The 22,416-nt window shown below is 48.3% G+C and carries 21 protein-coding genes and 2 tRNA genes; 10 read left to right on the top strand and 13 right to left on the bottom strand.

All coding sequences use genetic code 11. The annotated features are described in order from the left end of the window. The 5 genes from trpD (at position 1) to I1H34_RS25440 (ending at position 5,174) form a co-directional block, all read left to right on the top strand. The gene (gene trpD / locus I1H34_RS25460) at positions 1–1,044 is read left to right on the top strand and encodes an anthranilate phosphoribosyltransferase (protein WP_212663641.1); all 1,044 of its coding nucleotides are present in this window, start codon (positions 1–3) and stop codon (positions 1,042–1,044) included. Between the two features lie 64 nt (positions 1,045–1,108). Next, positions 1,109–2,656, top strand: a complete 1,548-nt coding sequence (locus I1H34_RS25455) for a helicase C-terminal domain-containing protein (RefSeq protein WP_212663640.1) — start codon at positions 1,109–1,111, stop codon at positions 2,654–2,656. Between the two features lie 114 nt (positions 2,657–2,770). Next, complete coding sequence (locus I1H34_RS25450) at positions 2,771–2,998, top strand: DUF2839 domain-containing protein (protein ID WP_212663639.1); 228 nt, start codon at positions 2,771–2,773, stop codon at positions 2,996–2,998. Between the two features lie 159 nt (positions 2,999–3,157). After that, positions 3,158–3,228 (top strand) — tRNA-Cys (locus tag I1H34_RS25445). 650 nt (positions 3,229–3,878) lie between these two features. After that, positions 3,879–5,174 carry a DUF1835 domain-containing protein gene (locus I1H34_RS25440; RefSeq protein WP_212663638.1) on the top strand — a complete coding sequence of 432 codons (1,296 nt, stop codon included), beginning with the start codon at positions 3,879–3,881 and terminating at the stop codon, positions 5,172–5,174. 42 nt (positions 5,175–5,216) lie between these two features. Here the strand turns inward: I1H34_RS25440 and I1H34_RS25435 are convergent, their stop codons facing one another. The 4 genes from I1H34_RS25435 to I1H34_RS25420 are packed head-to-tail and all read right to left on the bottom strand — an operon-like array spanning position 5,217 to position 10,931. Continuing rightward, positions 5,217–6,065: a DUF928 domain-containing protein gene (locus I1H34_RS25435; protein ID WP_212663637.1), complete on the bottom strand. Its 849-nt coding sequence runs from the start codon at positions 6,063–6,065 to the stop codon at positions 5,217–5,219. Positions 6,066–6,096: 31 nt separating this feature from the next. Beyond that, a complete protein-coding gene (locus tag I1H34_RS25430) occupies positions 6,097–9,219 on the bottom strand; it encodes a CHASE2 domain-containing protein (RefSeq protein ID WP_249369625.1) in 3,123 nt (1,040 codons plus the stop codon). Between the two features lie 54 nt (positions 9,220–9,273). Beyond that, the gene (locus I1H34_RS25425; protein ID WP_249369623.1) at positions 9,274–10,233 is read right to left on the bottom strand and encodes a DUF1822 family protein; all 960 of its coding nucleotides are present in this window, start codon (positions 10,231–10,233) and stop codon (positions 9,274–9,276) included. 35 nt (positions 10,234–10,268) lie between these two features. Beyond that, entirely contained in the window at positions 10,269–10,931 is a 663-nt protein-coding gene (locus I1H34_RS25420) for a sigma-70 family RNA polymerase sigma factor (RefSeq protein WP_212663635.1), read from the bottom strand. A gap of 369 nt (positions 10,932–11,300) precedes the next feature. Here I1H34_RS25420 and I1H34_RS25415 point away from each other — a divergent pair, with 369 nt between their 5' ends. Next, complete coding sequence (locus I1H34_RS25415; RefSeq protein ID WP_212663634.1) at positions 11,301–11,897, top strand: thioredoxin family protein; 597 nt, start codon at positions 11,301–11,303, stop codon at positions 11,895–11,897. 122 nt (positions 11,898–12,019) lie between these two features. After that, complete coding sequence (locus tag I1H34_RS25410; protein ID WP_010478653.1) at positions 12,020–12,319, top strand: 30S ribosomal protein PSRP-3; 300 nt, start codon at positions 12,020–12,022, stop codon at positions 12,317–12,319. Between the two features lie 137 nt (positions 12,320–12,456). Here I1H34_RS25410 and I1H34_RS25405 read toward each other — a convergent pair whose 3' ends face one another. Continuing rightward, positions 12,457–13,920 carry a hemolysin family protein gene (locus I1H34_RS25405; RefSeq protein ID WP_212663633.1) on the bottom strand — a complete coding sequence of 488 codons (1,464 nt, stop codon included), beginning with the start codon at positions 13,918–13,920 and terminating at the stop codon, positions 12,457–12,459. A gap of 48 nt (positions 13,921–13,968) precedes the next feature. Continuing rightward, positions 13,969–14,700, bottom strand: coding sequence for a hypothetical protein (locus I1H34_RS25400; protein WP_235110668.1), 732 nt, complete (start codon positions 14,698–14,700; stop codon positions 13,969–13,971). A 227-nt stretch (positions 14,701–14,927) separates the two neighbouring features. Here I1H34_RS25400 and I1H34_RS25395 point away from each other — a divergent pair. After that, positions 14,928–15,000, top strand: a tRNA-Ile gene (locus I1H34_RS25395). A 91-nt stretch (positions 15,001–15,091) separates the two neighbouring features. Here the strand turns inward: I1H34_RS25395 and I1H34_RS25390 are convergent. The 3 genes from I1H34_RS25390 to I1H34_RS25380 form a co-directional block, all read right to left on the bottom strand. Continuing rightward, the gene (locus I1H34_RS25390) at positions 15,092–15,538 is read right to left on the bottom strand and encodes a hypothetical protein (protein WP_212663632.1); all 447 of its coding nucleotides are present in this window, start codon (positions 15,536–15,538) and stop codon (positions 15,092–15,094) included. A gap of 125 nt (positions 15,539–15,663) precedes the next feature. Continuing rightward, positions 15,664–16,644 (bottom strand): hypothetical protein, encoded by a 981-nt coding sequence (locus I1H34_RS25385; RefSeq protein WP_212663631.1) that lies wholly within the window; start codon positions 16,642–16,644, stop codon positions 15,664–15,666. Between the two features lie 169 nt (positions 16,645–16,813). Beyond that, positions 16,814–17,320, bottom strand: a complete 507-nt coding sequence (locus I1H34_RS25380) for a hypothetical protein (protein ID WP_249369621.1) — start codon at positions 17,318–17,320, stop codon at positions 16,814–16,816. Positions 17,321–17,601: 281 nt separating this feature from the next. Between I1H34_RS25380 and ispF the strand changes: the two genes are divergently transcribed. Both ispF and I1H34_RS25370 read left to right on the top strand, forming a co-directional pair. Further along, positions 17,602–18,087, top strand: coding sequence for a 2-C-methyl-D-erythritol 2,4-cyclodiphosphate synthase (ispF, locus tag I1H34_RS25375; protein WP_212663629.1), 486 nt, complete (start codon positions 17,602–17,604; stop codon positions 18,085–18,087). Between the two features lie 23 nt (positions 18,088–18,110). Beyond that, the gene (locus I1H34_RS25370) at positions 18,111–18,995 is read left to right on the top strand and encodes an ROK family protein (RefSeq protein ID WP_212663628.1); all 885 of its coding nucleotides are present in this window, start codon (positions 18,111–18,113) and stop codon (positions 18,993–18,995) included. On the opposite strand, the gene I1H34_RS25365 is transcribed toward I1H34_RS25370, so the two are convergent. From I1H34_RS25365 to I1H34_RS25350, 4 genes are all read right to left on the bottom strand, one after another. After that, positions 18,969–20,633, bottom strand: coding sequence for a CTP synthase (locus I1H34_RS25365; RefSeq protein WP_212663627.1), 1,665 nt, complete (start codon positions 20,631–20,633; stop codon positions 18,969–18,971). The genes I1H34_RS25370 and I1H34_RS25365 overlap by 27 nt on opposite strands. A 62-nt stretch (positions 20,634–20,695) precedes the next feature. Next, complete coding sequence (locus I1H34_RS25360; protein WP_212663626.1) at positions 20,696–21,484, bottom strand: MOSC domain-containing protein; 789 nt, start codon at positions 21,482–21,484, stop codon at positions 20,696–20,698. Further along, positions 21,462–21,845 (bottom strand): VOC family protein, encoded by a 384-nt coding sequence (locus I1H34_RS25355; protein ID WP_212663625.1) that lies wholly within the window; start codon positions 21,843–21,845, stop codon positions 21,462–21,464. Before I1H34_RS25355 ends, I1H34_RS25360 begins: the two co-directional genes overlap by 23 nt. Continuing rightward, positions 21,842–22,321: a VanZ family protein gene (locus I1H34_RS25350; protein WP_235110658.1), complete on the bottom strand. Its 480-nt coding sequence runs from the start codon at positions 22,319–22,321 to the stop codon at positions 21,842–21,844. Before I1H34_RS25350 ends, I1H34_RS25355 begins: the two co-directional genes overlap by 4 nt. Between the last annotated feature and the right edge of the window lie 95 nt (positions 22,322–22,416).

Here is a 22,416-nt window from a genome sequence, read left to right as displayed (position 1 = left end):
ATGACGTTAGCGCCAGAGACCCTGGATGGGTCTCAACTCCTACAACAACTCCTAGAGGGTCAGTCCTTGACCCAAATTGAAGCCTCTCAATTGATGGAAGGCTGGCTGCAAGATGCCGTGCCTCCAGTTGTATCAGGAGCGATTTTGGCAGCACTGCAGGCGAAAGGAGTATCGGCGGACGAGTTATCGGGGATGGCGACCGTACTGCTGCAGCAATCTGTAGAGTCACAGGTGGTTATGCCTTCTCCCCTGATTGATACCTGTGGGACTGGGGGAGATGGCGCTTCAACCTTTAATATCTCCACTGCCGTGGCCTTTACGGCTGCTGCTGCTGGAATCCCTGTTGCTAAACATGGCAATCGTTCTGCCTCTAGCCGGGTGGGATCCGCTGATGTTTTAGAAGCCTTGGGTATCAATCTGGCTGCTCCACCGGAGAAAATTCAGGCTGCTGTGGCAGAGGTGGGGATTACGTTTTTGTTTGCCCCCGGTTGGCACCCTGCCATGAAAGCAGTGGTGCCCCTGCGCAAAACCCTGAAAGTTCGCACCATCTTTAATCTGTTAGGGCCATTAGTCAATCCCCTCCGACCCACAGGACAAGTGCTAGGCGTATACGATCCAGCCTTGCTTTACCCCCTCGCCTCAGCGCTCAAGACCTTGGGTGTGCAAAGAGCCGTCGTTTTGCATGGGCGAGAAAATTTGGATGAAGCCGGATTGGGCGATCTGACCGATATTGCGGTTGTTGATGATCGGCAGGTGAGTCAAGATATTTTGGAGCCTGCGGAATTAGGGCTGACTGCAGCGCCCCTGACAGCCCTACAAGGGGGTGGCGTGGACGAAAATGCCGAAATTTTGCAGGCGGTGCTCCAAGGCAAAGGCACAGCCGCCCAAACGGATGTTGTGGCCTTGAATACAGCATTAGCCTTATTTGTCGGTCATGCTGTAGAGACCTATGGTGAGGGGGTGACCCAAGCCAAAGCCATTCTGGCTAGCGGTGCTGCTTGGGAGAAGCTGCAAGCATTAGTGGCCTTTTTACAGCAGGCTTAAGGCGGGTGTTCGGCACAATCTAGAGACTGTGCCAGAATGAAAGTCATGCATTGTCATTTCATTTTTGATTGTGATTGAGGTCGAAGTCCACCGCCAACTCCATGCTTTCTTGCGGGATCAGGGATCTGATCAATGGCCTCATCACCTCACCATTGCTCGCCTCGTTGCCCGAGCCTTCCGATTGCGACGGAGTGCCCTCATCCAAATTAGTGCTGCCGCTAAACATCAGGGGCTCCACCGTCTCAGCTATTTGGCGCCTCTGATGATCTGGCGAGAAGCCGTGATTTTAGTGGCCCCTTTGGCTGCACAACAGCAACTGCTCCGGGCTGAAATGCCCCATCTCCACGAATGGATGCAGATTAAGAAGCCAATTTTGGCCTCTGACCACTGGCCCGGCGATCACTTTAAAGGGGTGTTACTAGTGACCCCCGAGGCGTGGTTCCGAGACTATCTCACCCAGACCTATCAGTTTCCCACCGATATCCCCACTCTGATTGATAATGCCGACCAAATCGAAGGTTGGGCTCAGCAGCAGCTCACCCTGTCCTTACACCCACCAGACTGGGAGCAACTCACTTGGTGTTATCCGCCGCTGTTAGAGCTGATTCGAGAGACTCGTGTCAAGCTGACCCGTGCTCTCTTTCAGCATCCTGAAAATCCCTATGGCCACACCCTGATTGAGCAGAAAGAGCGTCATGTCCTAGCCCAGCTGCATCTGGCGGTTCTGGCTCATGATATGACCCTTAGTCCACCGAATTGGCAGCAGTTCTGGCAAGCCTATCGGTCCGACCATCATTTACTTTGGAGTGGTCTGAACCGCGCCAACGGTGCTTTTATTTTGCACTGTGCCCCCAATGAAGTGAATCGCAGTTTGCAGGGGCTATGGTCGCGACAGCCGGTGGTGCTGATGGGCAGTAGTTTTGATCTCGAACCCGAGGCGAAGCTGTTTCGCCAGCAATTGGGCCTCGAAGACATGACCTATGTCCAATTTGGAGCCAACCGGGAAGCAGAAGCGGTGCAGCTGTATCTGCCAGATGGCTTACCCATGCCCAATACCCCTGCTTTTCAAGGGGCCTTACTTAAGCAGCTGCATCTACTCATGGTGGCTAATGCTCAGCCCGGTGGACCGACGGTCATTATTATCGAAGACACGCCGATGCAGCGTCAAATGGCAACAGCGATGGCATCTGAATTTGGCTCTCGGGTGCAGATGGAAACGTCAGATCTGGACGCAGAAACAATTCTGATTACAGGTTGGGACTATTGGTTACAGCATCAGGCCACCCTGCCCATTCCTGCCCTGCTGGTTGTGGCGACTCTACCTATCCCTTCCTTGGAAGATCCGCGGGTCGCGGGTCGGGTGGCTTACTATAAGCAGCATCGCCAAGACTGGTTCCGTCTCTATTTATTACCCACGGCTTTGCGAACGCTACAGGCTGCGATCGCACCCATCAGACGTCATCAAGGCATCGTGGCTCTATTCGATAATCGGGTCTTACATCGCAGCTATGGCCAACAAGTCTTAACGGCAATGAGTCCCTATTCGCGCATTAACTATCTGGATGACAGCTTATTCGCGACATCATCAACATCTGGTCACCGGCGGCTCTAGATAATTGAACCGTATCTTAAATCAGAATGATCCCACTGTAGTCCAACCCCATTTTGTCGATAAGATTTAAGCAGCACTGCTTGCTACTTTAGTTGTCTAGATTAGGGAAAAGAAATGGGTGAAGCAAAACGTCGTCAAGAAGCCTTAGGCAACGACTATGGTAAAGAATCTAGAATGGTGTCTTGGTTCCCTGTGACTAAGAGCCAGCTGGAGAAAATCTATAACCTGGTAATGAAAGGGAGTTGGGTTGGAGTGTTTATTGTCCTGCTCTCCTGGATAGTCGTTCGATTTGTGGGGCCGTCCTTTGGGTGGTGGGCTCTGGTTCCCAAAGAGGGTTTGTAATTCATGAATAAATGGGCTGCTGGGCTGAGCCTGCTGGAGTGATAACTCAAGTACTAGCGTCTATGCAGCCATTCTTCTCTAAACCATGATATGGTTAATGATTGCTGAGCTTTTTGTAAAATTGCTAACCTCAAGGTTAGTAACTAAAAGTTCTCCAATGGCGGCATAGCCAAGTGGTAAGGCAGGGGCCTGCAAAGCCTTTATCCCCAGTTCGAATCTGGGTGCCGCCTTTGATAAACAAGCGATGCACGGGAGCTTGCTCCGCTGTATCGCCGTGCTGGAAAAGCTATTGTCTGAAGTGTATTGTGTCAGGCATAGCCGTTGAAACTTGCATTACTCTGACACGACGGAGTAACCACATTAATAGAGGTATTCTCTACAGCTCAAGACTAGTGAGTCCTGGAAACGGCTGGTGTGCAGTCTTGAATTTTGTGTATGTTATCTATCTTACTTAAGTAGTTATAGTTTTCTTTTTTGTAGATAATGTTTTCTATATTTCCTGTAGCAAACATTGTCTTTTTGATTTGAGAATGATGTGGAAGTTAGCCTCATTGGCCAATGATTTGGGTATTTAAATGGGTTGTTCTCAGTATCGTCTAAATATTGCTATAACTTATACCTCATAATCTTTATGAGAAGAGCAAACATTCACTTTTTCCCGAAAAATGATGAATCTAAGACGTTCTCGGGCATTGGATTAACGCTAGTTTCTTGCTATTGCTCAACGTAAAAAATTCTTGTGCAAATAAAAATATTGCTGGTATATTTACTCAATAGAGTGTTGTGAGCACCACCACGTTCGCGGAAAGGGCTGCGCCCATCATTAGTTACGCTAAAAACCTTTTCCTGAGGAGCGAACGCAGGTGACTTTCTTAACTAAATGCCCCAACACCCTGATTCAAAAAATGATGGCCGCTTGAATCTTGAGCAACAACGCAAGCGTGCTAAAGATATTTTGAAAAAGGCAAAAGCGGGAGATCCTATATCGATTGATCGCTTTCAGAAGTATCATCCTGACTGTCGGCCAGGACAAGTCATGTTTATGAATCTGCTGCAGTTAGCAGATGCTCAGCTGGTGATTGCTCGAGAAAATCGGTTTTCCAGCTGGTCGCAAATGAAAGCGCACATTGACCAAATGGAGCGGATTCGGAACAAGCTAAAGGCTCCACAACTCGTGCCTCAGGATGCAGATTGTCCCACGCTCCATATCCGCTGTGGTTCTGATCTGGAACAGAGTCTACAACAGGCAGGGTTTGTGGGGGATTATTTAGCGTTTACCGATCCGTTTTGCCAAGGGCCGGTGCAGTCACTTACCAATCGGTCAGAGTATATTGAACGACGGGCTGGATTTATGGCCTCGGCCTATCAAATGGAACTGGAAGCCGTCCGCAATCGCCTTCGTCTGGAATACCATCAACTGCAGGGCAGCCATCGCTATCCTCGCATTGTGTTGTGGTTTGAGGCTGATAGTTATGACCAGCTCAGTCTTTCCTACCTATTGCATTATTTTAGGTATGAATTGGGAGATGCCCAAAAACTAGAATTGATCTGCATTGATTCCTTTCCGGGTATTCAATGTTTTCGGGGGTTAGGGCAGTTACCCGTAGAAGCCTTGCCGTTGCTGTGGTCCCAGCGTCAGCCCATTACCGCTGAACAGATGCACTTATGCGATCGCACTTGGCAGGCGGTGACGGCTCCTTCTCCCAAAGATCTATGGTCAATTGCGACCAGTGATACCTCTAAATTGTCTGCCCTCGCCCCTGCTCTCATGCGCCATTTACAAGAATTCCCTTGGGTAGAAGATGGCCTCAGCCTAACGGAGCGTTTGACTTTGACGATTTTGGCTGAAGGGGCCTGTCTTGGCCAGGATCTGTTTCAGGCTTTGATCCATGAGCGAGATCCCCTCCCCTATTTGGGAGACACCATGTATTGGTTTGTGCTGCAACAACTCCTCGATGCTCCTAATTCGCCCCTCACCGTCCAGCCGGGAACCCTAGACTTACCGTGGCCGCAACGCCTATTCGACATTACCCCACTCGGACTGGCTCTCCTCCATAAACAGCAACATTGGCGATCGCTACAAACGTGCGATCGCTGGTTAGGAGGCGTACGGATTCAGCCCAACCAGCCTTGCTGGCAATGGAATCAAAAGACTCAAACCCTGTCTTATTCCTAACGGTTTATCAACAGCCATAATCAGGCATCATCAAAGACCTGATTATTTGAGGGATAAATGGGGTTCAGGGGTACAACAGGACAGCATGGGTTCAGTGGCCAGTTCTTTGAGATTGATATTGTCTAACAAACTGTTCCATTTTGAGATCAGCGTTAGATCTTGGGGAGCATCTTGCTTTAAATCAACCAACATCGAAATTGCATCGAACCATAAGCCTTCTTCCAAATAGATTTCCAAACGCTTCAAGGGGGAAGCTGTTGGCAATTGCTGCTGGCGTTGGGTGTCCATCTGTACACGGTAGATTCTGCCGTGTACATAATTGGTCTCGTTCGGTCCGAATTTTGTCAAAAGCGTCCAGGTATATCGCTTGCCCACCTGTAAAGGATCTCGGTTTGCAGGAATAGGAATACGAATGATGCCACCTTCCGTCAACGGTAAAGCAAAACGGGTTTTGTGGACGTATTGATCGTTCTCGTCTTGCAAGACGAATTCAATGTTCAGGCGTGTGGTTTGGGGTTGTTCTGGGGTTCTGAACTTCGATAAGTAGAAGAGGAATTCCGGGTGATCAGCTGTTGTCAGCCCCCAGATCTGTTTTTCTGCATCAATTTCAGGTACTAGAGCGGTTAATCGGGACGTTGCACATTGTTTGTTGGCTGCTTCTGCTTCCGTCTTACATAAAGTGTAAATTTTATCGCCACGACTGCTTCCACCTTCACGCCGACCGGTCGGGGCGCCGGGGTCGCTGGGGGGAGTTGGCATGGTAAAGGTCAGATGGTGGTGCTGATGCATGGCCATTACATGGGGTGTGCGCCCAGAAAGTCCTGCACTTGCCATGGTACAAACTGCTAAGGTTAGCAGCATTGATCGAGAAAAAGGTTGGGCAGTCAGCATAAACGAAATCTCCTTTACTGGGGATGAGGATTTAAGAAGCTGGATGATCATGATCAATTTTTTTGGTGCGCACTAACAGCACCGCAACGGTCGTGATGACAAAAGCTATCAGGGACGGTATGAGCGGCATCCAGATGGCCTGTATCAGGCCCCATAAACAGAGGCTGAACAATCCACTCACTAAAACAGTGCTGATCACACCGGTGCGAGTTGTGAGTTTGAAGACAATAGCAACGATGCCGCCCATCATTGCCCAGCCCCAGATCCAAAGACCATCAGCCCATTGAGGCCATATTTTGAAGCAGGAACGTTGATCTTCAACGGCACTGATGATCTGACTGGCCATATGAGCCTGCACAAAAACACCTGCCACCTTCTGAGTGGGGCCAGCACCGTAGGGAGTAGACCAAAAATCTCCAGATCCACTCGCTTGGACTCCCACTAAAACAACCTTGTCTTTAATCGCATTGGCATTAACTTGTCCCGCCAGTACTTGCTCCAAAGTTACCGTTTTGGCAATGTCTGTCGGTCTCTTTAAGGCTCGATAATTTAGCATTAATTGCAAGCCTCTCATGCGGTCATCGTTAATCCCTTGATAGCCGCCATGGGGCTGTAGTTGTTTAAAGATTGTGGTTCGTGTTGTTCCGGTACCAGGTTGATCCGTTTGAACCTGCAACTCCAAGGGGTGGCCTTCGGGTTCAGCAAACTTGAGGGAAAATGTCTGGGGTGACTGCTGTTCCAAGTAATGGAAGGCTAACAGAGAACCGAAGGAGAAAGACGCTTGACAGGGAGAGGCAGGCTCATGGTTCATATGAAGGATATGTCGGCGTAACACCCCATCTCCATCTTCGATAAAATCTGTAAAACCGATGCGATTGGGTGCTTGTACTTCAGTTGGAGGCGCGATGCCATCTGTATTACTGGATGAATCACTCCCTTTACAGGGAACTACTAAGCGCTCATTGTTCTTGAGTTGGGTCGCGAGTTGGGGGTAGTTCGGATCAACGGTAAAATCTCTGTAAATGTCTAAGCCGATGGCCTGGGGTTTAGCCTTGTTTAACTGAGTCAGGAGTCGAGTCAGGGTTGGATCATTTAAAGAACTCCGCTTCGTCTGATCCCCTTGGGCCTGAATATCTTTATCCGTGACCAATACAATTAATAGCCTGGGATCGGGACCTTCATTTGGTCTGAGGCGCAGGAGCTGATCAAATGCCCAAAACTCTATGGGCTGTAGAATGCCTAGCCCTCGAATGCCAATAATGGCAGCTGTCAAACATAGACTGGTAGGCAAGGCGGATAAAAGAGGACGGCGACAAAAACGGTGAACTTTAGAAAAGAGAGATACTTTTTCTAGAGGCAGTTCCGCAACAATTGGTGCCACAGCAGTTGGCAAAGTTTGTTCTACTTCCGGTGACTGTCGGTCTTGATGGCGAGAATTCGAGACCGTGGATGGTGTATCTCGCACCGGACGGGGTTGCCGATTGTCCCAGAGAATTTCGAAAACAGGTACACAGCCGATTCCTTTGAGGGAGCAATGGTCATGGTCATACACCGTAATATCCGTTAGGCCTGCATTGCGCAGCAACACGGCTGAGACTTCTGACAGTAGGATTTGTCCACCATCAGCTAAGTCAGAAATGCGATAGGCATAGTCTACTTCTTGGCCAATGTAGTCATGATCTTCAGCCTTCAATAAGGGGCTGCCTGTATGCATACCGATTCTGACTTGTAAGGGGCCAAACGGTGTCGTAATCGGATCTTGTTCATGGTGCTGTTGCAGGGCGATGGACCATTGTGCAGCCTGCATGGCACCTGGAAAGCTTATAAGAAAGCCATCCCCTTCTGTTTTGACCAAGCGACCGCCAAAGGCCGTTAAGCTAGCTGTGACGCGTTGGCGGTGGGGTTGGAGAATTGTGTCGTAATACTGGTGGTTACGGGTTGTGACATCCAGGCCAGGCATAGCCTGTTTAATGGCAGTAGAGCTGACTAAATCGGTGAAGACAATCGTGACGATTTGAGCTGCTGAGTCATTGTCATGGCGCCATAAAGAATAGTCGTCTCCATCACTTTTACTCAGCTTTTGCCATGTGGGTGGAATCTCGGCTGGATTTTGGCAAATAATCGGCAGCCACGTGGCACATGGAAAATGAGGCTCAAGATCATGGAGTCGTTCCCGAGCTTCGCGGACGGCTAAATGAAAAGGTTTGCCTTTGGAAAAAGCAGTTAAGAAGTACTTGAGAAAATATTGGGCTACTTGATCAGGAATGGGTTCGCGCATGATCACCATGGCTGGCAGATGGATGTCAGCCAGTTGATGGGCGAGTCCTAAACCGTCACAAGAGTTGAAAATAGCAAGCTGTAACCCTTTGCTAATGGCTTGCTGCAGAGCATACTTCAGCTGATTGATATTCAGTGTTTCATGAGCATTGAGGCAAATATGGCCTGTGTCACAGGGATTAGAGCTATGGCTATGGCCTGCGAAAAATAAAATATCCCAGTTTTGATCCCATAGCTGATCGGTGAGTTCTTGCCGCTGTGGTTCTACCAGAAACGTCACATTTGCGTTAGGAAGCTGATTCAGTAACCCGTGATCTGCTTGAGTATTGATGCCTTGGCTACTCCCCAAAATGGCAAGAATCTTGATGCCAGCAGTGGAGCTAGATTGGCGCTGAATGCCTTCATAGGTTGGAGCACTCAAGACCAGTTCGGCAAAGGGGTAGCGTGTTAAAAGTTCCCACTGATGCCAGGGTAAGCGCTGCAGTTGCGGATTATCCGTTTGCAAAATAATCCGGATGTGATCTTGTAGAGAAAGTTGCTCCAGCCATTTATCCCGAACAGGTCGAAAGGGGTCTGCTAGAAGCCATTGATCTAATGCATGATGAAGTGTGTGGGCTGCCTGTTCGCAGTTGATTTGGAGTTCTTGCCAATCGATGTTGGTTAATTGTTCTGTGGGAGCATCTAAACGGGTGGTTAGTCCCAAGTTGAGATAAGCCGTTTGCCACCCTTGATAATACTGAGGAATATTAGGATTGGGAGGAAGAAAACCAACAATTTCAGTCGAGGGTCTGTCGTTTTCTTTGCCAACTTGAAGGGTCACAGGAAAACCCTGTGTAAAGCTACCTTCTCCCATGCGCAATACGACTAATTTATCCACGGCTTGTTCTCTTTATAGAGGCATCTCCTTTCTATGCAGCCAGGGCAAAAATTTCTAAATAATAAATGTTTCAGTTAGGATGTGGTTGCCTTGCTCTAGATCGAGATGGAACTGTTCTCCTGGTAATCCGCTGAACTCAAGCTGTAAGTAGTTGTCCGCTTGTCGTGATTGGGCTTCTAAAAATGTATTGTGCTGGTTGTCCAGCACCCTAAGCACTAAATTAGCGGGTAATGATGTGCATTGACCTGCGGGTCGGAGCTGAACACAGAGCATCCGCTGGCTATATGTTTCAGTTTGCAGAAGATTCATGATCAAGACGAGGGGAATTTCTTCTGCATCATTTTTGAATTTGACTAATTTGGCCCGCTTAATTTGAACGGCATCGTCATCTAGCTCAACGGTTGACGTTGTGGCTGCACTTCTAAAGTGAAATGCTGGCTCTCGGGTTGAGGGTTGTAATAGGTCTTCAACTACTTGCCAACTTTGATTAAAGATACCTTGTAGCCATTGACCCAGATCAGTTTGAACGAATGTTGGTGGTTTGGTGTCTACCAACATGAATTCACTAATATGAGCCAATAGGGATTCGAGGGGTTGTAAGTGCTCTATGGCGATTTGACCGGCTTGAGCAGTGGGCGTAAATCCTAGGATGCGAGCCCTCCGCTGTTGATCATCAATGACGACAACTAAATAACCGACGCGATCCGACCAGACTTCAGGGGGCAAGAGACAGGTAGGCGTGCCAGGTAAAATTGGGCGACATTCTAAACTGCCCATACCCGGAATGAGGAGATCGGCAACGTCTGCACAGAGTCGCACTACTGGATTCCAGCTATCGCTAGCTTCCAGATTGCAGGGGATTTCCATCAATGCCAGATACTCTTTAACAGCAAGGACCGCTAGGGTGTTGAGATAGACTTGCTGGCATTTCTCAGGTGTGGATTGCTGTTGCCCAAAGCCTTGGGCTATTTGCCTCGCGGTTAGGGTAATGGGTAAGGCTAAAGAATCGCTCATCAAGGGAAGCATGGAGTCAAAATCAGGAACTTCTATTATAGATATCCTTGTGACAGACCAAAATTACGCAAGCGGGTCATACATTGTCGTTGGTAAAAACTACTCAGGGTAGAAATGGGTAAGCCAAATTCTTCAGAAACCTTTTCCCATCCTTGCTCCGGTGGCAGACGCCTTAATAGTAAAACTTGGCAGGTGACATCCGGTCGGTTTTGAATATGAACGTTTCTTAACTCACCTGAGGGGTCGGTTTCCACCCAATGACGGGTTGTTTCCAAAATTGGGGGAGTATCTGGAGGAGCAGCGAGATTATCCGTGACGTCTTGGTTTTTGTTGATGGCGCTAGGAGCTTTAGAGGTATATCTTGCGAGGTGCTTTTGTTTGTTAATGCGAAAGTCTTGTAAGCGCCATTTCAGATATCGGTTTAACCAGGTAACGACACTACTACGGTCGGGATCATATTGTTCGCCAGTACCGGCTTCACAAATATTTTGGCAAAAATAAACCCAGGTTTGCTGCAGGGCATCTTCATAGTAAGGAGTATGTTCATGCCAGAGCTTACGAGATTGTTCAATCAGTCGCACAATCTGCGTCAAACATTGCTTTCGTTTCAAATGGCCTGAGGGATATTGGCGGGCTTCTATGACCAGTTGACGGAGTTGCTCGTCGAGCGGTAGCATCTGCTGATTTTTAAGTTTCATAGGCCCCCCACCTAAATCCCCTTATAAATGTTTTCTGAGAGTTGCTAAACGCTGATTAATTAGCTTGAGAGAAAATGCTGAGATCTTCTGACTGACCATTGTCTGGTCGCTATTGATTCCACATCGAATTGAGTGAGTGCTGTTGTGGAAATTATCTAGCAGATTACAAGATTAGAAGATAGATAGTTGTGAGGTAAATCACTGGCTAGGGTACGGAAAAATGTATGAGATCCGTCTCAATCTCTGATACCGAGGGAAATGAAGACAAAAGTGCCAAAGGTTCGATTTTATTTGGTAAAGATGTGTGTACTCAGCCAGTGGATGACTAAACTGAGAATGGGAATGATTAGTCACAACCTTGGATACCTCATGACTTTAGATCCATCAGATATGCCGTCCAATCCTGAGGCTGATACAGCAACGACCAGTCAACGATTAAGAAATTTTTTGGTTGCTATGGTTGCGATCGCACTCAGTATCGCTCTCTTTTTCGGTTCTCGCCAGCAAACTGAACAACCTTCCTTATCAGCTCTAGCAGCTGATTCAACCCCCATAGAAATCGCATTAACGAATCAAAAACCCACCTTGATGGAGTTCTATGCGAATTGGTGTACGAGTTGTCAGGCCATGGCTGATGATATGCACAGCCTCAAGCAAGAATTTTCTGATCAAGTTAATTTTGTGATGTTGAACGTTGACAACAGCAAGTGGCTGCCTGAAGTGCTCAAATTTGACGTTGATGGCATTCCCCATTTTGTGTATCTGGATGGTAGCGGTGAAGCCTTAGCGAGCTCAGTGGGACAACAGCCTCGACAGATTTTGGCAGATAATTTAGCTGCGCTAGTTGCTGAGGATACTTTGCCAACGTCGAAAGCAATGGGTCAAACATCTATATTCCAACCTGCAGTCAGGGGGAATCAAGACGATCCGCGGAGTCATGGCGGTATGCCAGCGGGTGGAATCTAAAAGTCTCCAATATCTCTGGGGGACTGAACAAAGGAAATCTCAAAGCTTTTGATGGAGATAAAGAGTTATCAACTATAATGGAGGGCTGTAGTGATAATTTTTTTTCAGTTTTAGGAGGCAGATTGTCAAAGTTTATTCTTAAAGTGCTCTGGCTTGATGAAAACGTTGCCTTAGCAGTGGATCAAGTGGTTGGCAACGGGAGTAGTCCCCTAACTTCTTACTTCTTTTGGCCTCGAAACGATGCCTGGGAAAATCTCAAAACTGAATTAGAGAAAAAAACCTGGATTGATGAAGTTGAGCGAATCTCTATCCTTAACAAAGCCACAGAAGTCATTAACTACTGGCAAGAAGAAGGACGTCGACGCCCACTCACTGAGGCAAAAGCGCGCTTTCCTGAAGTAGTTTTTACTGGTACAGCTTAGTTAGAGCGACTGGCTCTAATTGATATTGCCATAAGGCTTTAAGCCACCTTCATTTCCTCGATAGCGCTGTATTTACAAGTCGTTATCGAGAACTTTTTCTCGACCATTTTTATGGGCCAATAGGCTAGGATGTCCCCCTAATTGTTGGGAGTACTATCAGTCGTTGTGCCCAAATGGGTCGGTAGATCTGAGCGGATTCCGAGTTCTAATTTATGGATTTGGATTTGGTCAAGACGAGGACCATCTGTAGAGATGATCGTGAACTCTAGGTTATACAAGTGGTGAACTTCTCCTGGGAGAGGTAGCTTTTGCAGCTGAAACAGTAAAAACCCGCCCAAGGTTTGATAATCATCAACAATAGGCAACTCTAGCCCTAAATTCTCATTTACTTCATCTAAGTCTGTTTGAGCCTGGACGATGAACGTATGATTATCTAACTCTTGAATGGGAGGAGTGGAATCATGGCCAGCTGCATCATCGCCACCGATGATTTCATGAACGAGATCATTCAAGGTGACCAAACCCGCGGTACCATTGACCTCTTCTTCCCTCACCATGACAATATCTAGGTGATATTTCTGCATGAGCTGCAGCACCTCATTGATCAAGGTGCCTTCAGGAACGAACCAAGCTGTTTGTACCCATGCCTTGATTGAGGTGTCATTTTGGAGGTCTCCTTTAGCAAAAGCAACGGCTAGCTCTTTGAAGCGAACAATACCGCGAATATCGTCCAAAGACTCTCCGATAACTGGATAATAGTTATGGCCAGACCGGGCTACCTCTTCTAGCAGCATTTGAAAGGTCACAGATTCTTCCAACGCGTCAATACGGGTGCGAGGAATCATCACTTCTTCCACCAAGACATCTGCAAACTCGAAGACATTGGTGAGTAACTCTCTTTCGTCAGCTTCTAATCCGGTGGATTCCGTGGAGGTTGCAATCATTAACTGCAGCTCTTCTGGGGTGACTTGGTGATACCAATCTCGATCTGAGTATTCAATGCCAGCCATGCCGAGCAAGCACCGAGTGGATTGGTTGAGAATCCAGATTAATGGGTTAAACAGCCTTGCAATCGTTAGGCTAGTCGGACCTAAAAATCGAGCGAGTTCTTCTGAATAGAGTAAGGCGAGGGCTTTTGGGCATAACTCCCCTAGCACAATTTGCAGATAAGCAATGACCAAAAAGGCTGTGGGAATGGCTAGGGTATGGGCGATAAATACTTGAGTTGAGTTGGAGAGAGCACTCTGTCGTAACCACGAGATAATCAGCACGGCGACAGTATGTTCGCCTATCCAGCCTAAGGCTAAGCTAGACAAGGTAATCCCAATTTGAGTCGTTGAAAGCAACCGAGCAATATCCTGCTGGAGTTGCTGAACTAACTTGGCTTGAGTATCTCCCTCTTGGACTAACTGATTGATGCGGGAGCGACGAACAGCAACGATCGAAAACTCAGCTGTGACAAAAAAACCATTGATGATAATCAAGGCTGCAATGGCTAACAACCGCGATCCAATTTCAGGCACACTCAGTACTGGAAATTGATCAGAAAATCGGGGAGTACTGAGCTGTGCCCAGTAGAAAAGCAGTGGGAGTGGAGTCATACCAGCCGCGATTTTGCCAGCCCCCTATGAGACATGTGCCATCGGCGCTTACTCATCAGCGACTGGGATATTTTGAATGTCTAGTTTGACGTTCTGGTCAGGATAGTCGTTTAAGGAAATCGAGACTTTTTCAACGGTTTCCGGCGGAACATCCAAGATTTTGATTGTGCCAAAGAAGATTTCTCCTTTAGGTTTAAACTCAGTTGGTAACCCTCGAATTTCTGAGAACAAGGCTTGCCCTTGATCGTCAGTAATATCTAAAAAAGTATAGACAAACTGAATTGTGTCATCGCTACTGTTCTGTAAGGCAACGTTAAGGATGAGCGTATCATCCTCACGGGCTAAAGACTTGACCTCAAAGTTCATTCCCTGATTGTTGACTTTGATCGGGAGAGACTTCGGCTGTGATTTTTGATCCTTTTTGGTGTCAGAAGATTTGGGTTTCTTCGGTTTGGGTGCTGTTTTTTGTTTCTCTTTGGCGATATTGGCACCGTTAGTCTGAGACTTAACTTTGGCAATTAGGTCTTTCTCGTTAAGAAAATCGGCCCCTTGGCGTGGGCGACGATCTAAATCGTCAGACTCCTTCAGAAATGGGTTTGTGGCAGGTTGTGTAATGCCTTTTAAAGATTGACGGGCGAACACATAACCTACGGCACCACAGATGGATCCGACTATCAACATAAACAGTAGGAGTAATACTGTGCGTTTGATAGATGGATCAATCTTGAATCGATTTCGGGGTTTGTTGGTTGAGGCCTTATTCGCTTTTGCCAAGATCACACGTTTGAATCAAGTTAAAAAGTAGAGCTATGTCTTTAGACGCTTTATCTGAGCGCAATACCAGGACGTGCATATAAAAATGACTTCCAGATTCAGTAATAATATAACTTAGGGGATAGTGCTATAGTCATTCTGGTATTTTCACTGGATTCTGTGGTTGAAAGTAGATAAACTGTTCAACTGCATTGCACAGTCATATCCCAAACGATATAAGAACTGCTATTTAGCCAGGGTTGGCCGAGCGGTTGAGGCAGCGAACTCATAATTCGCCCTAGGCAGGTTCAACTCCTGCACCCTGGATTGATTTCAATAGCTAAAGCGCCCAACTTGTGAGATGCAAGTTGGGCGCTTTAGCTATTCTGGATTTTGAGAATTAGTTTGGCTTTACTTTCTACCAAAGCGCAGGAACAGCAGGGGCTACAGCAGGAATATATTGGGGAGTAGACTCGGGTTCAGAGTTCCCAATGCCTGATAGGCTTTGCAGTTCTAGCAATGATGTTGCGTAAGGATTGGCTAAATCGCGGGTGCGAACGGTGGGGAAATCATCATCTTGCTGCTGTAGTAAATCTTTGTAGATCACTTCAACACGCTCAGCAGCGCTTCGAATGGCTCCTTCTGGTGTACCCACACTGAAAAGAAACTTAGCATCCCCTCCGAGGGACTCATCTTCCCAGTAACTATCGAGGTTGGACTGCCGATCCAGCGTTTCAGATATGGTGGGTTGACGTAATGGCCGATCGAGAGGATCAACTTCTTGAGCTAGTGCAACGCCATTCCCTGTCAGAATCAAGGTGGCTAGTGCTATACCCCCACTCCAGTGCTTGAAGCTCAAACCCATGCTACTTATCCTTAACAATAAATTTTTTGTCTGATATGTCCTAGTTTACCCATTTACTAGGAGAACTTACCCCGTTGCTGATGTTTGTGCAGCTGCTTGCCCTAGGTTTGTCAGAATGGCAGCGCCTATGGTCGAATGGGGCCATTATACGTAACAGTGACAGTGCTATTTTGGGTCACTGTGACCACAGATTCTACAGTGGGATTGCGATAGCCAGGGACTCCTCCTTGGAATCTAAAGGTGATACTGCCATCTTGATTTTTTTGATGTGGGGTGCCAGCAGCAGGACCAAACATTGAAGTTTCAGGTCGATACTGGGCTAAACCCCCGTTAGCGTTGATAGCGGCTTGCCTAGCCAAGTTTTTGGCGCGAGAGAGAAAGAAATCAGCGTTTTGGATAGATGTGTTTTGGATAGATGCTGGTGAGGTCTGAACTGGGCGGCTGGGAGTGCTCTGGGGGGTAATAGCAGGTGTTGGCTGTGTCGCGATAGGTGGCAATGTTTGCCTGGGGGGGATGACGGGTGCTGGCTGTAGAGTGGGTAGGCCAGAGCTGGGAGGGCGAGTGCTTGGTGCCTTTGGCTGAGCGGGTAAGGGTGGAGATGAATTAGGCAGTAAGGGTTGGGAGCTAGGGATTAAAACAGGCTTTTCTAAGGAGTTGGTCGATTGATTAAGGGGTTGTGTTGGCTCTTGAGTTTGAGAGGGGGTGGGCTTGACCTTGGCAAGGGCAACAGAGCGTAAAGGACCGTTGTATTGGAGACTGACTAATCCTTGGGGGGTAACGGTCGCGATAGTCTCTACTGTGGGCGTGACGAAGCCAGGTGCTCCGCCTTTGAAGGTAAAGGTGACGCTGCCGTCGGAATTCTGTTGACTGGGCGCATCTATGGCAGGCCCATACATGGCAGCTTCTGCACGATAAAGTCTGAGACCCCCATTTTGTCGTTCGGCTGCTTGTCTGGCTAGGTTCTTTGCCCGGGTCAGGAAAAAGGGATCTGTGGCTTGAGGAGGAGGAGTGACGGAGGGTAAGGATTGGGCATAGACCGCTACCTGCCCTATTCCCAAACAAAGGGGAAGCAATAAAACCTTTGAAAAAGCAACAAACTGGCGCATAGACACAACCCTAAAGAGAGATAAACAAAACCATCTGCCCATAGTAAAGGCAGAAAACACCCATAGGCTATCGTCTGGGATGCCTATCTGTGGGGGCGATGAATTCAGATGGCTGGTGATAGAAACGCGTTGTTCTGCGTTCTTTCGCTAGATCCGATGGATAAGGCGTCTATTCAACTAAATCTTTGATTTGGTCAATAATTTGAGATGGAACCTGGGGAATGGAAGCTGGGGCTGCCGGGGTAGGGTCAGGCTCGGAGGGCTGAGCGGCTGCGGGACGAATGGGACCGTTGTAACCGATCGTAACGATGCCTGCAGGAGCAACGGTGGCTACTGTTTCTAGAGTCGGGGAAACAAACCCAGGAGCACCCCCTTTGAAGGAGAAGGTGACACTGCCATCTTCATTCTCGACATGAGGGGAATCGATGGCAGGGCCATACATCGATGTTTCAGCCCGGTACTGACTAAGGCCACCGTTTTCTCGTTCGGCTGCTTGCCGTGCCAGATTCTTGGCACGGGTCAAAAAGAAGGGGTCGGCTTTTACTGCGTCTTGAGCGATGACTAAGGGTTGAGCATAGGGAAGGGGAAGGTGAGAAACCGTTTCCTGAGCATGCAGCACTGGGGTAGCTGCTAAAGGGGCTAGAAGTATGGATGAAAAAAGCAGAAATTTTTGCATAAGTTGTGATTTGAAAAACAATAACAGTAACTGTAGGGGAACTGAGTAGGTATGCTTTTTGGGCATAACGTGTTGATTGTTTAGACGGTGACCCTGGGAACCTGTTCCAATCCTAAAGAGTGACCTAGGCTGGTGTAACGGTTATGGAGGGTGGACGATCGATGGTTCTTCCCTCCCAAAAGGATGTCTTTGCAGCCCAACGACTCTTTCTGTCAGAGGTGCCGTCATAGTATGGTACGAGAGCACTGGGCCGTTTTTCAATTCATTCCTGTAGCGAGACTATGACATCCATCCGTATTGGTAATGGTTACGATATCCATCAACTGGTTGAAGATCGCCCGTTGATTCTTGGGGGAGTTCAAATTGAGCATTCTCTAGGCTTGAAAGGCCATAGTGATGCGGATGTGTTGACCCATGCAATTATGGATGCCCTGTTAGGAGCCTTGAGTTTAGGCGATATTGGCCATTATTTTCCGCCAACGGATCCTCAATGGGCAGGGGCAGATAGTCTGAAATTGCTGGAACAGGTACACCAGTTGATTCTGGATCGAGGCTGGCAGATTGGTAATATTGACTCGGTGGTGGTGGCAGAGCGTCCCAAGCTGAAACCTCATATCAATGCAATGCGCGATCGCATTAGCAAAACCTTGAATCTCAGTCCTGATTTAATAGGTATAAAAGCCACAACGAATGAAAAACTGGGGCCTGTAGGACAAGAGCAGGGAATTTGCGCTTATGCGGTAGCATTATTGACCTCTGGTTCGTAGATAGGGTTTGAGTTGGATCTGCGATGACCGAAAACCTGGTGCTAGGGATTGATTTAGGGGGAACGGCCATTAAGTTAGGCTGTTGCAGTCCCCAAGGAACCTGTGTCCGCTCGATTACAGTGCCGACACCGCAACCCTCTACACCGGAGCCAGTGGTGGATGCGATCGCAACTGCAGTTCACGCTTTAGATCCAGAGAAAACCATGCCAGTGATTGGTCTGGGTATGCCCGGACCGGCTGATAATACAGGCCGTATTGCTAGGGTCTCAATCAACTTAGATGATTGGTTAGATGTGCCCTTAGCCGAGTGGGTAGAGGATAAAACGGGACGACCCACCACCATTGCTAATGACGCCAACTGTGCAGGGCTTGGTGAAGCTCTTTATGGGGCCGGACAGCCATTTCAGAATTTGATTATGCTCACCTTAGGTACAGGGGTGGGAGGTGCCATCATTATGAATGGCGAGCTGTATACAGGACGAGATGGGGCGGCAGGAGAATTGGGACTGATTACCCTATGGCCCGATGGTCCCCCCTGCAATAGCGGCAATAATGGGTCTTTGGAACAATTTGCATCGGTGCGGGCGATTCGCCGAGACCACCAGTGTGAACCCCATGAGCTAGCAGGACGAGAAGACGAAGCTGCTAACTCATTTTGGCAAGATTATGGCCGTAACCTAGGCGCTGGCTTGGCGAGTCTGATCTATGTGCTTACCCCTGAAGCTGTGATTTTAGGGGGTGGGATTGCGGCCAGCACTGAATTGTTTCTACCTTGGGTGCAAGCAGAAATCGAGCGCCGGGTGATGCCGACGTCCCGGGAAAATCTGGTGATTTTACCAGCTGCATTGGGCAACCAGGCAGGGATGATTGGTGCTGCCCAACTAGCTCGACAGCGATTCGGATACTAGCGATTCCGTCGGCAGGCTCTCATGGTGATTAGACGTGCCATTAGCTTGTAGACAAGCTCCCACTAAGCCTGCAAACAGTGGATGGGGCACATTGGGCCGGGAGCGAAACTCAGGATGGAATTGGGTGGCAATGAAGAAAGGATGAGAGGGCAGCTCAATCATCTCCACCAGGCGACCATCGGGGGAGGTACCACTAATCACATAGCCGGACTCTAAAAATAAAGGCCGATAGGCGTTGTTAAATTCATAGCGATGCCGATGGCGCTCATACACAATGGTCTCCTGGGGATACAGGCGAGCTGCCAGGGTGTCAGGTAATAAGCGGCAGGGATATAGACCCAAGCGCATCGTGCCTCCGAGATCCACGACATCCTGCTGTTCAGGTAATAAGTTAATGACAGGATTACGGGTTTCGGGATTAAACTCAGCACTATTGGCATCCTCTAACCCAGCCTGATGGCGAGCCCATTCAATTACCGCACATTGCATGCCTAAGCAGAGCCCTAAAAAGGGAACCTGATGGTCGCGAGCGTATTGAATGGCTGCAATTTTGCCATCGACGCCCCGAATGCCAAAGCCACCAGGAACAATAATGCCAGCCGCACCTGCCAGATATCGATCCGCGCCGTGGGCTTCGATTTCTTCTGAATCTACCCAGCGAAGGTGAACGGCAATCCCTTGGGCAACAGCGGCATGTTGCAGGGACTCTACGACTGATAAATAGGCATCACTAAGCTGCACATATTTACCCACCAGCGCAATTTCAATGGTTTGTGAGGGATGATCAAGCTGATTGACGAGAGCTTGCCATTGGGTTAATTCGGGCTGCCGCTGTTCTAGGTGCATAAACTTGAGGACCTGTTGGGCTAAGCCTTCTTGTTCGAGAATGAGGGGGACGGCATAGATACTGCTGGCATCTTCACAGGTGATCACAGCTTCGACAGGGACATCACAAAACTCTGAGACCTTCTCTTTAATCCCTTTAGATAAAGGACGATCGCAGCGACAGACGAGAATATCGGGTTGGATGCCGATGGAGCGCAGCTCTTTAACGGAGTGCTGGGTGGGTTTAGTTTTCATTTCTCCCGCAGCGGGAATCCAGGGCATTAAGGTGACGTGGGTATAGAGAATATTGTCCCGACCCACATCTTTTCGGAACTGACGAATGGCTTCTAAGAAGGGCAAAGACTCAATATCACCGACGGTCCCGCCAATCTCGATAATTAAGACGTCCGGCGTCGCCTGCTTGGCTACTCGCTTAATGCGATCTTTAATCTCATTGGTGATATGGGGGATCACTTGCACGGTGCCCCCTTTATAGTCACCCCGCCGCTCTTTGTTTAAGACGGATTGGTAAATAGAACCTGTGGTGACACTATTGAGGCGAGACATGGCCGTATCGGTAAAGCGCTCATAGTGACCTAAGTCTAAATCCGTTTCAGCGCCATCATCTGTGACGAATACTTCTCCATGCTGGAACGGACTCATGGTGCCTGGATCCACGTTGATGTAGGGATCCAATTTCAAGATGGAGACGGAGTAATTGCGGGATTTCAGTAGGCGTCCCAAGCTAGCAGCCACAATTCCCTTACCAATACTGGAAACTACACCGCCCGTTACAAATACAAACTTAGTCATGTGCAGCTTTACTCTCTTTCGTCCATTCGACCCATTTTGCCATAGGTTTCTAGAGAGGATTGTTAAACTTCTACAATGCCTTGAGGGATGACTTGATCTCCCTGAGTTAAGACCGAATCTTGACCCTGCGGAATGCGCGTATTGACTGCCAAACGATAGAAATGATTGAAACGGGCGGGATTTACCCACTCGGGCAGCGCCTGCTTCCGGTTTTGGAGGAAAGTCTTTTGGAATGTGGGAGTTGCCACACCCGATTGGGAGTCACGGGTGGGGACGATGCATCTTTGGCAGGGATTGACGCCTTTTAGAATCACGGATCCAATTTGAAATTGAACTAGATGGTCAGCGTCAGTAAAGAGCTGATCTTCCCAAAAAGCAGGTACGCCGCCTATTTCTAGGTTAGTGCGCAGGCGGCGGCGTAGCTCTGTAACCGTCAAATCGTCATACCAAGCAGCAACAGTTTCGAGGGTAGCTGTACTAATTAGAGTCGGGCCGGGAGAGTCAGTATCGTCGGGAAAGCCTGCTGCTGAATTTTGGTGAATCTGGATATCCAGCTGAAAAAAGTCACTGAGCCATGCTTCTAAAGCGTTGCGTTCTTGGTCAATGTGAAAGGTTTGAGGATCGGTATGGGGGGCTTGTAGGGTTAGGGTTTGGTAGTTGTTGGAGACTTGCGATCGCAACTGATGTATCTGGGCGTATCGCTTGCCATTCACTACCTTTCCCTGGCGATCGAAGCAGGCATATTCTCGATCGTGTTCTAGGGCACCACTCGCCAAAATATTAGCGGATTGGACCGTAATGCCATCCAACGACTTAAAGGGATAGAGATCAATCCTGGCTAGGTGGGGCATCGACTTGACTCAGCTCAATAATATTGCCATCTGGATCGTGCACAAATAAAGCAGCTCGGCCCGAATGGCTTAATTGATAGGTTACTCCAGCTGCCGTTAACTGGGTTTGACAGTCTTCTAGATCAGAGACTGCCAGGGCCACATGGCGATTGCGTCCCCATCGTTCTTGATTGGCCTGTCGGGCGACATAATCGGGGGACACCATGACGTGCAGTTGCTGAGGGCCGATTTGATACCAAGCCCCTGGAAAATCAAATGGACGGGGACATTCCGTTAATCCCAACACCTCGCCATAAAACTGCCGAGATCGCTCTAAATCCTGCACGAGCAAGGCTGTATGTAATAACTGAGTAACCGTCATAGGTTTTGTGGGGGATTGGGTTGAAAACGAGTCTTCCAAAGACTAATCAAGCTGACTGCAATCAATGCACCGGTAATATCAATCAGCACATCTATAGGAGAAGCACCGCGATTCGGGACAAAATTCTGATGGATTTCATCAGTGATCGCAAAGAGTGCTGAACCTAGGACTGCAAAGGGTAAGACTGATTTCCAAGGCTTTTGGAACCCGAATGTCCCCATTGTGAAGCAAAGGGTGGTGAGAATGGCATATTCCGTCAAATGAGCACCCTTGCGAACGATAAAGTTCAAGGTGTGCAATTGCTCTGGGCTAAGCCCATTGAGCAGAGCTGGCACACTCAAATTTAGAAGCGCTGTCAGAATGGATTGGGTTTGTTCACCCCCCCATCGCTGGGTAGAAAATTGAACCATTATCGCCATCCAAAATAGCCAACTTAGAAGGGTTAAGCCTTTGGATGAAAAAAGAGTTTTGTTCACTCTGGGATCCTTCGTGCCAAGCTGCGTTTATGGAAGGCTTGCTCTATTCTCTGGTAATCCTATGGTACTGATTCTGCAAACGGAATAGGGTCTAG

This window comes from Acaryochloris marina S15 (assembly GCF_018336915.1).
Classification (GTDB): domain Bacteria; phylum Cyanobacteriota; class Cyanobacteriia; order Thermosynechococcales; family Thermosynechococcaceae; genus Acaryochloris; species Acaryochloris marina_A.
Note: the sequence above shows the minus strand (reverse complement) of the source record. Positions and strands in the feature narration are given on the sequence as shown.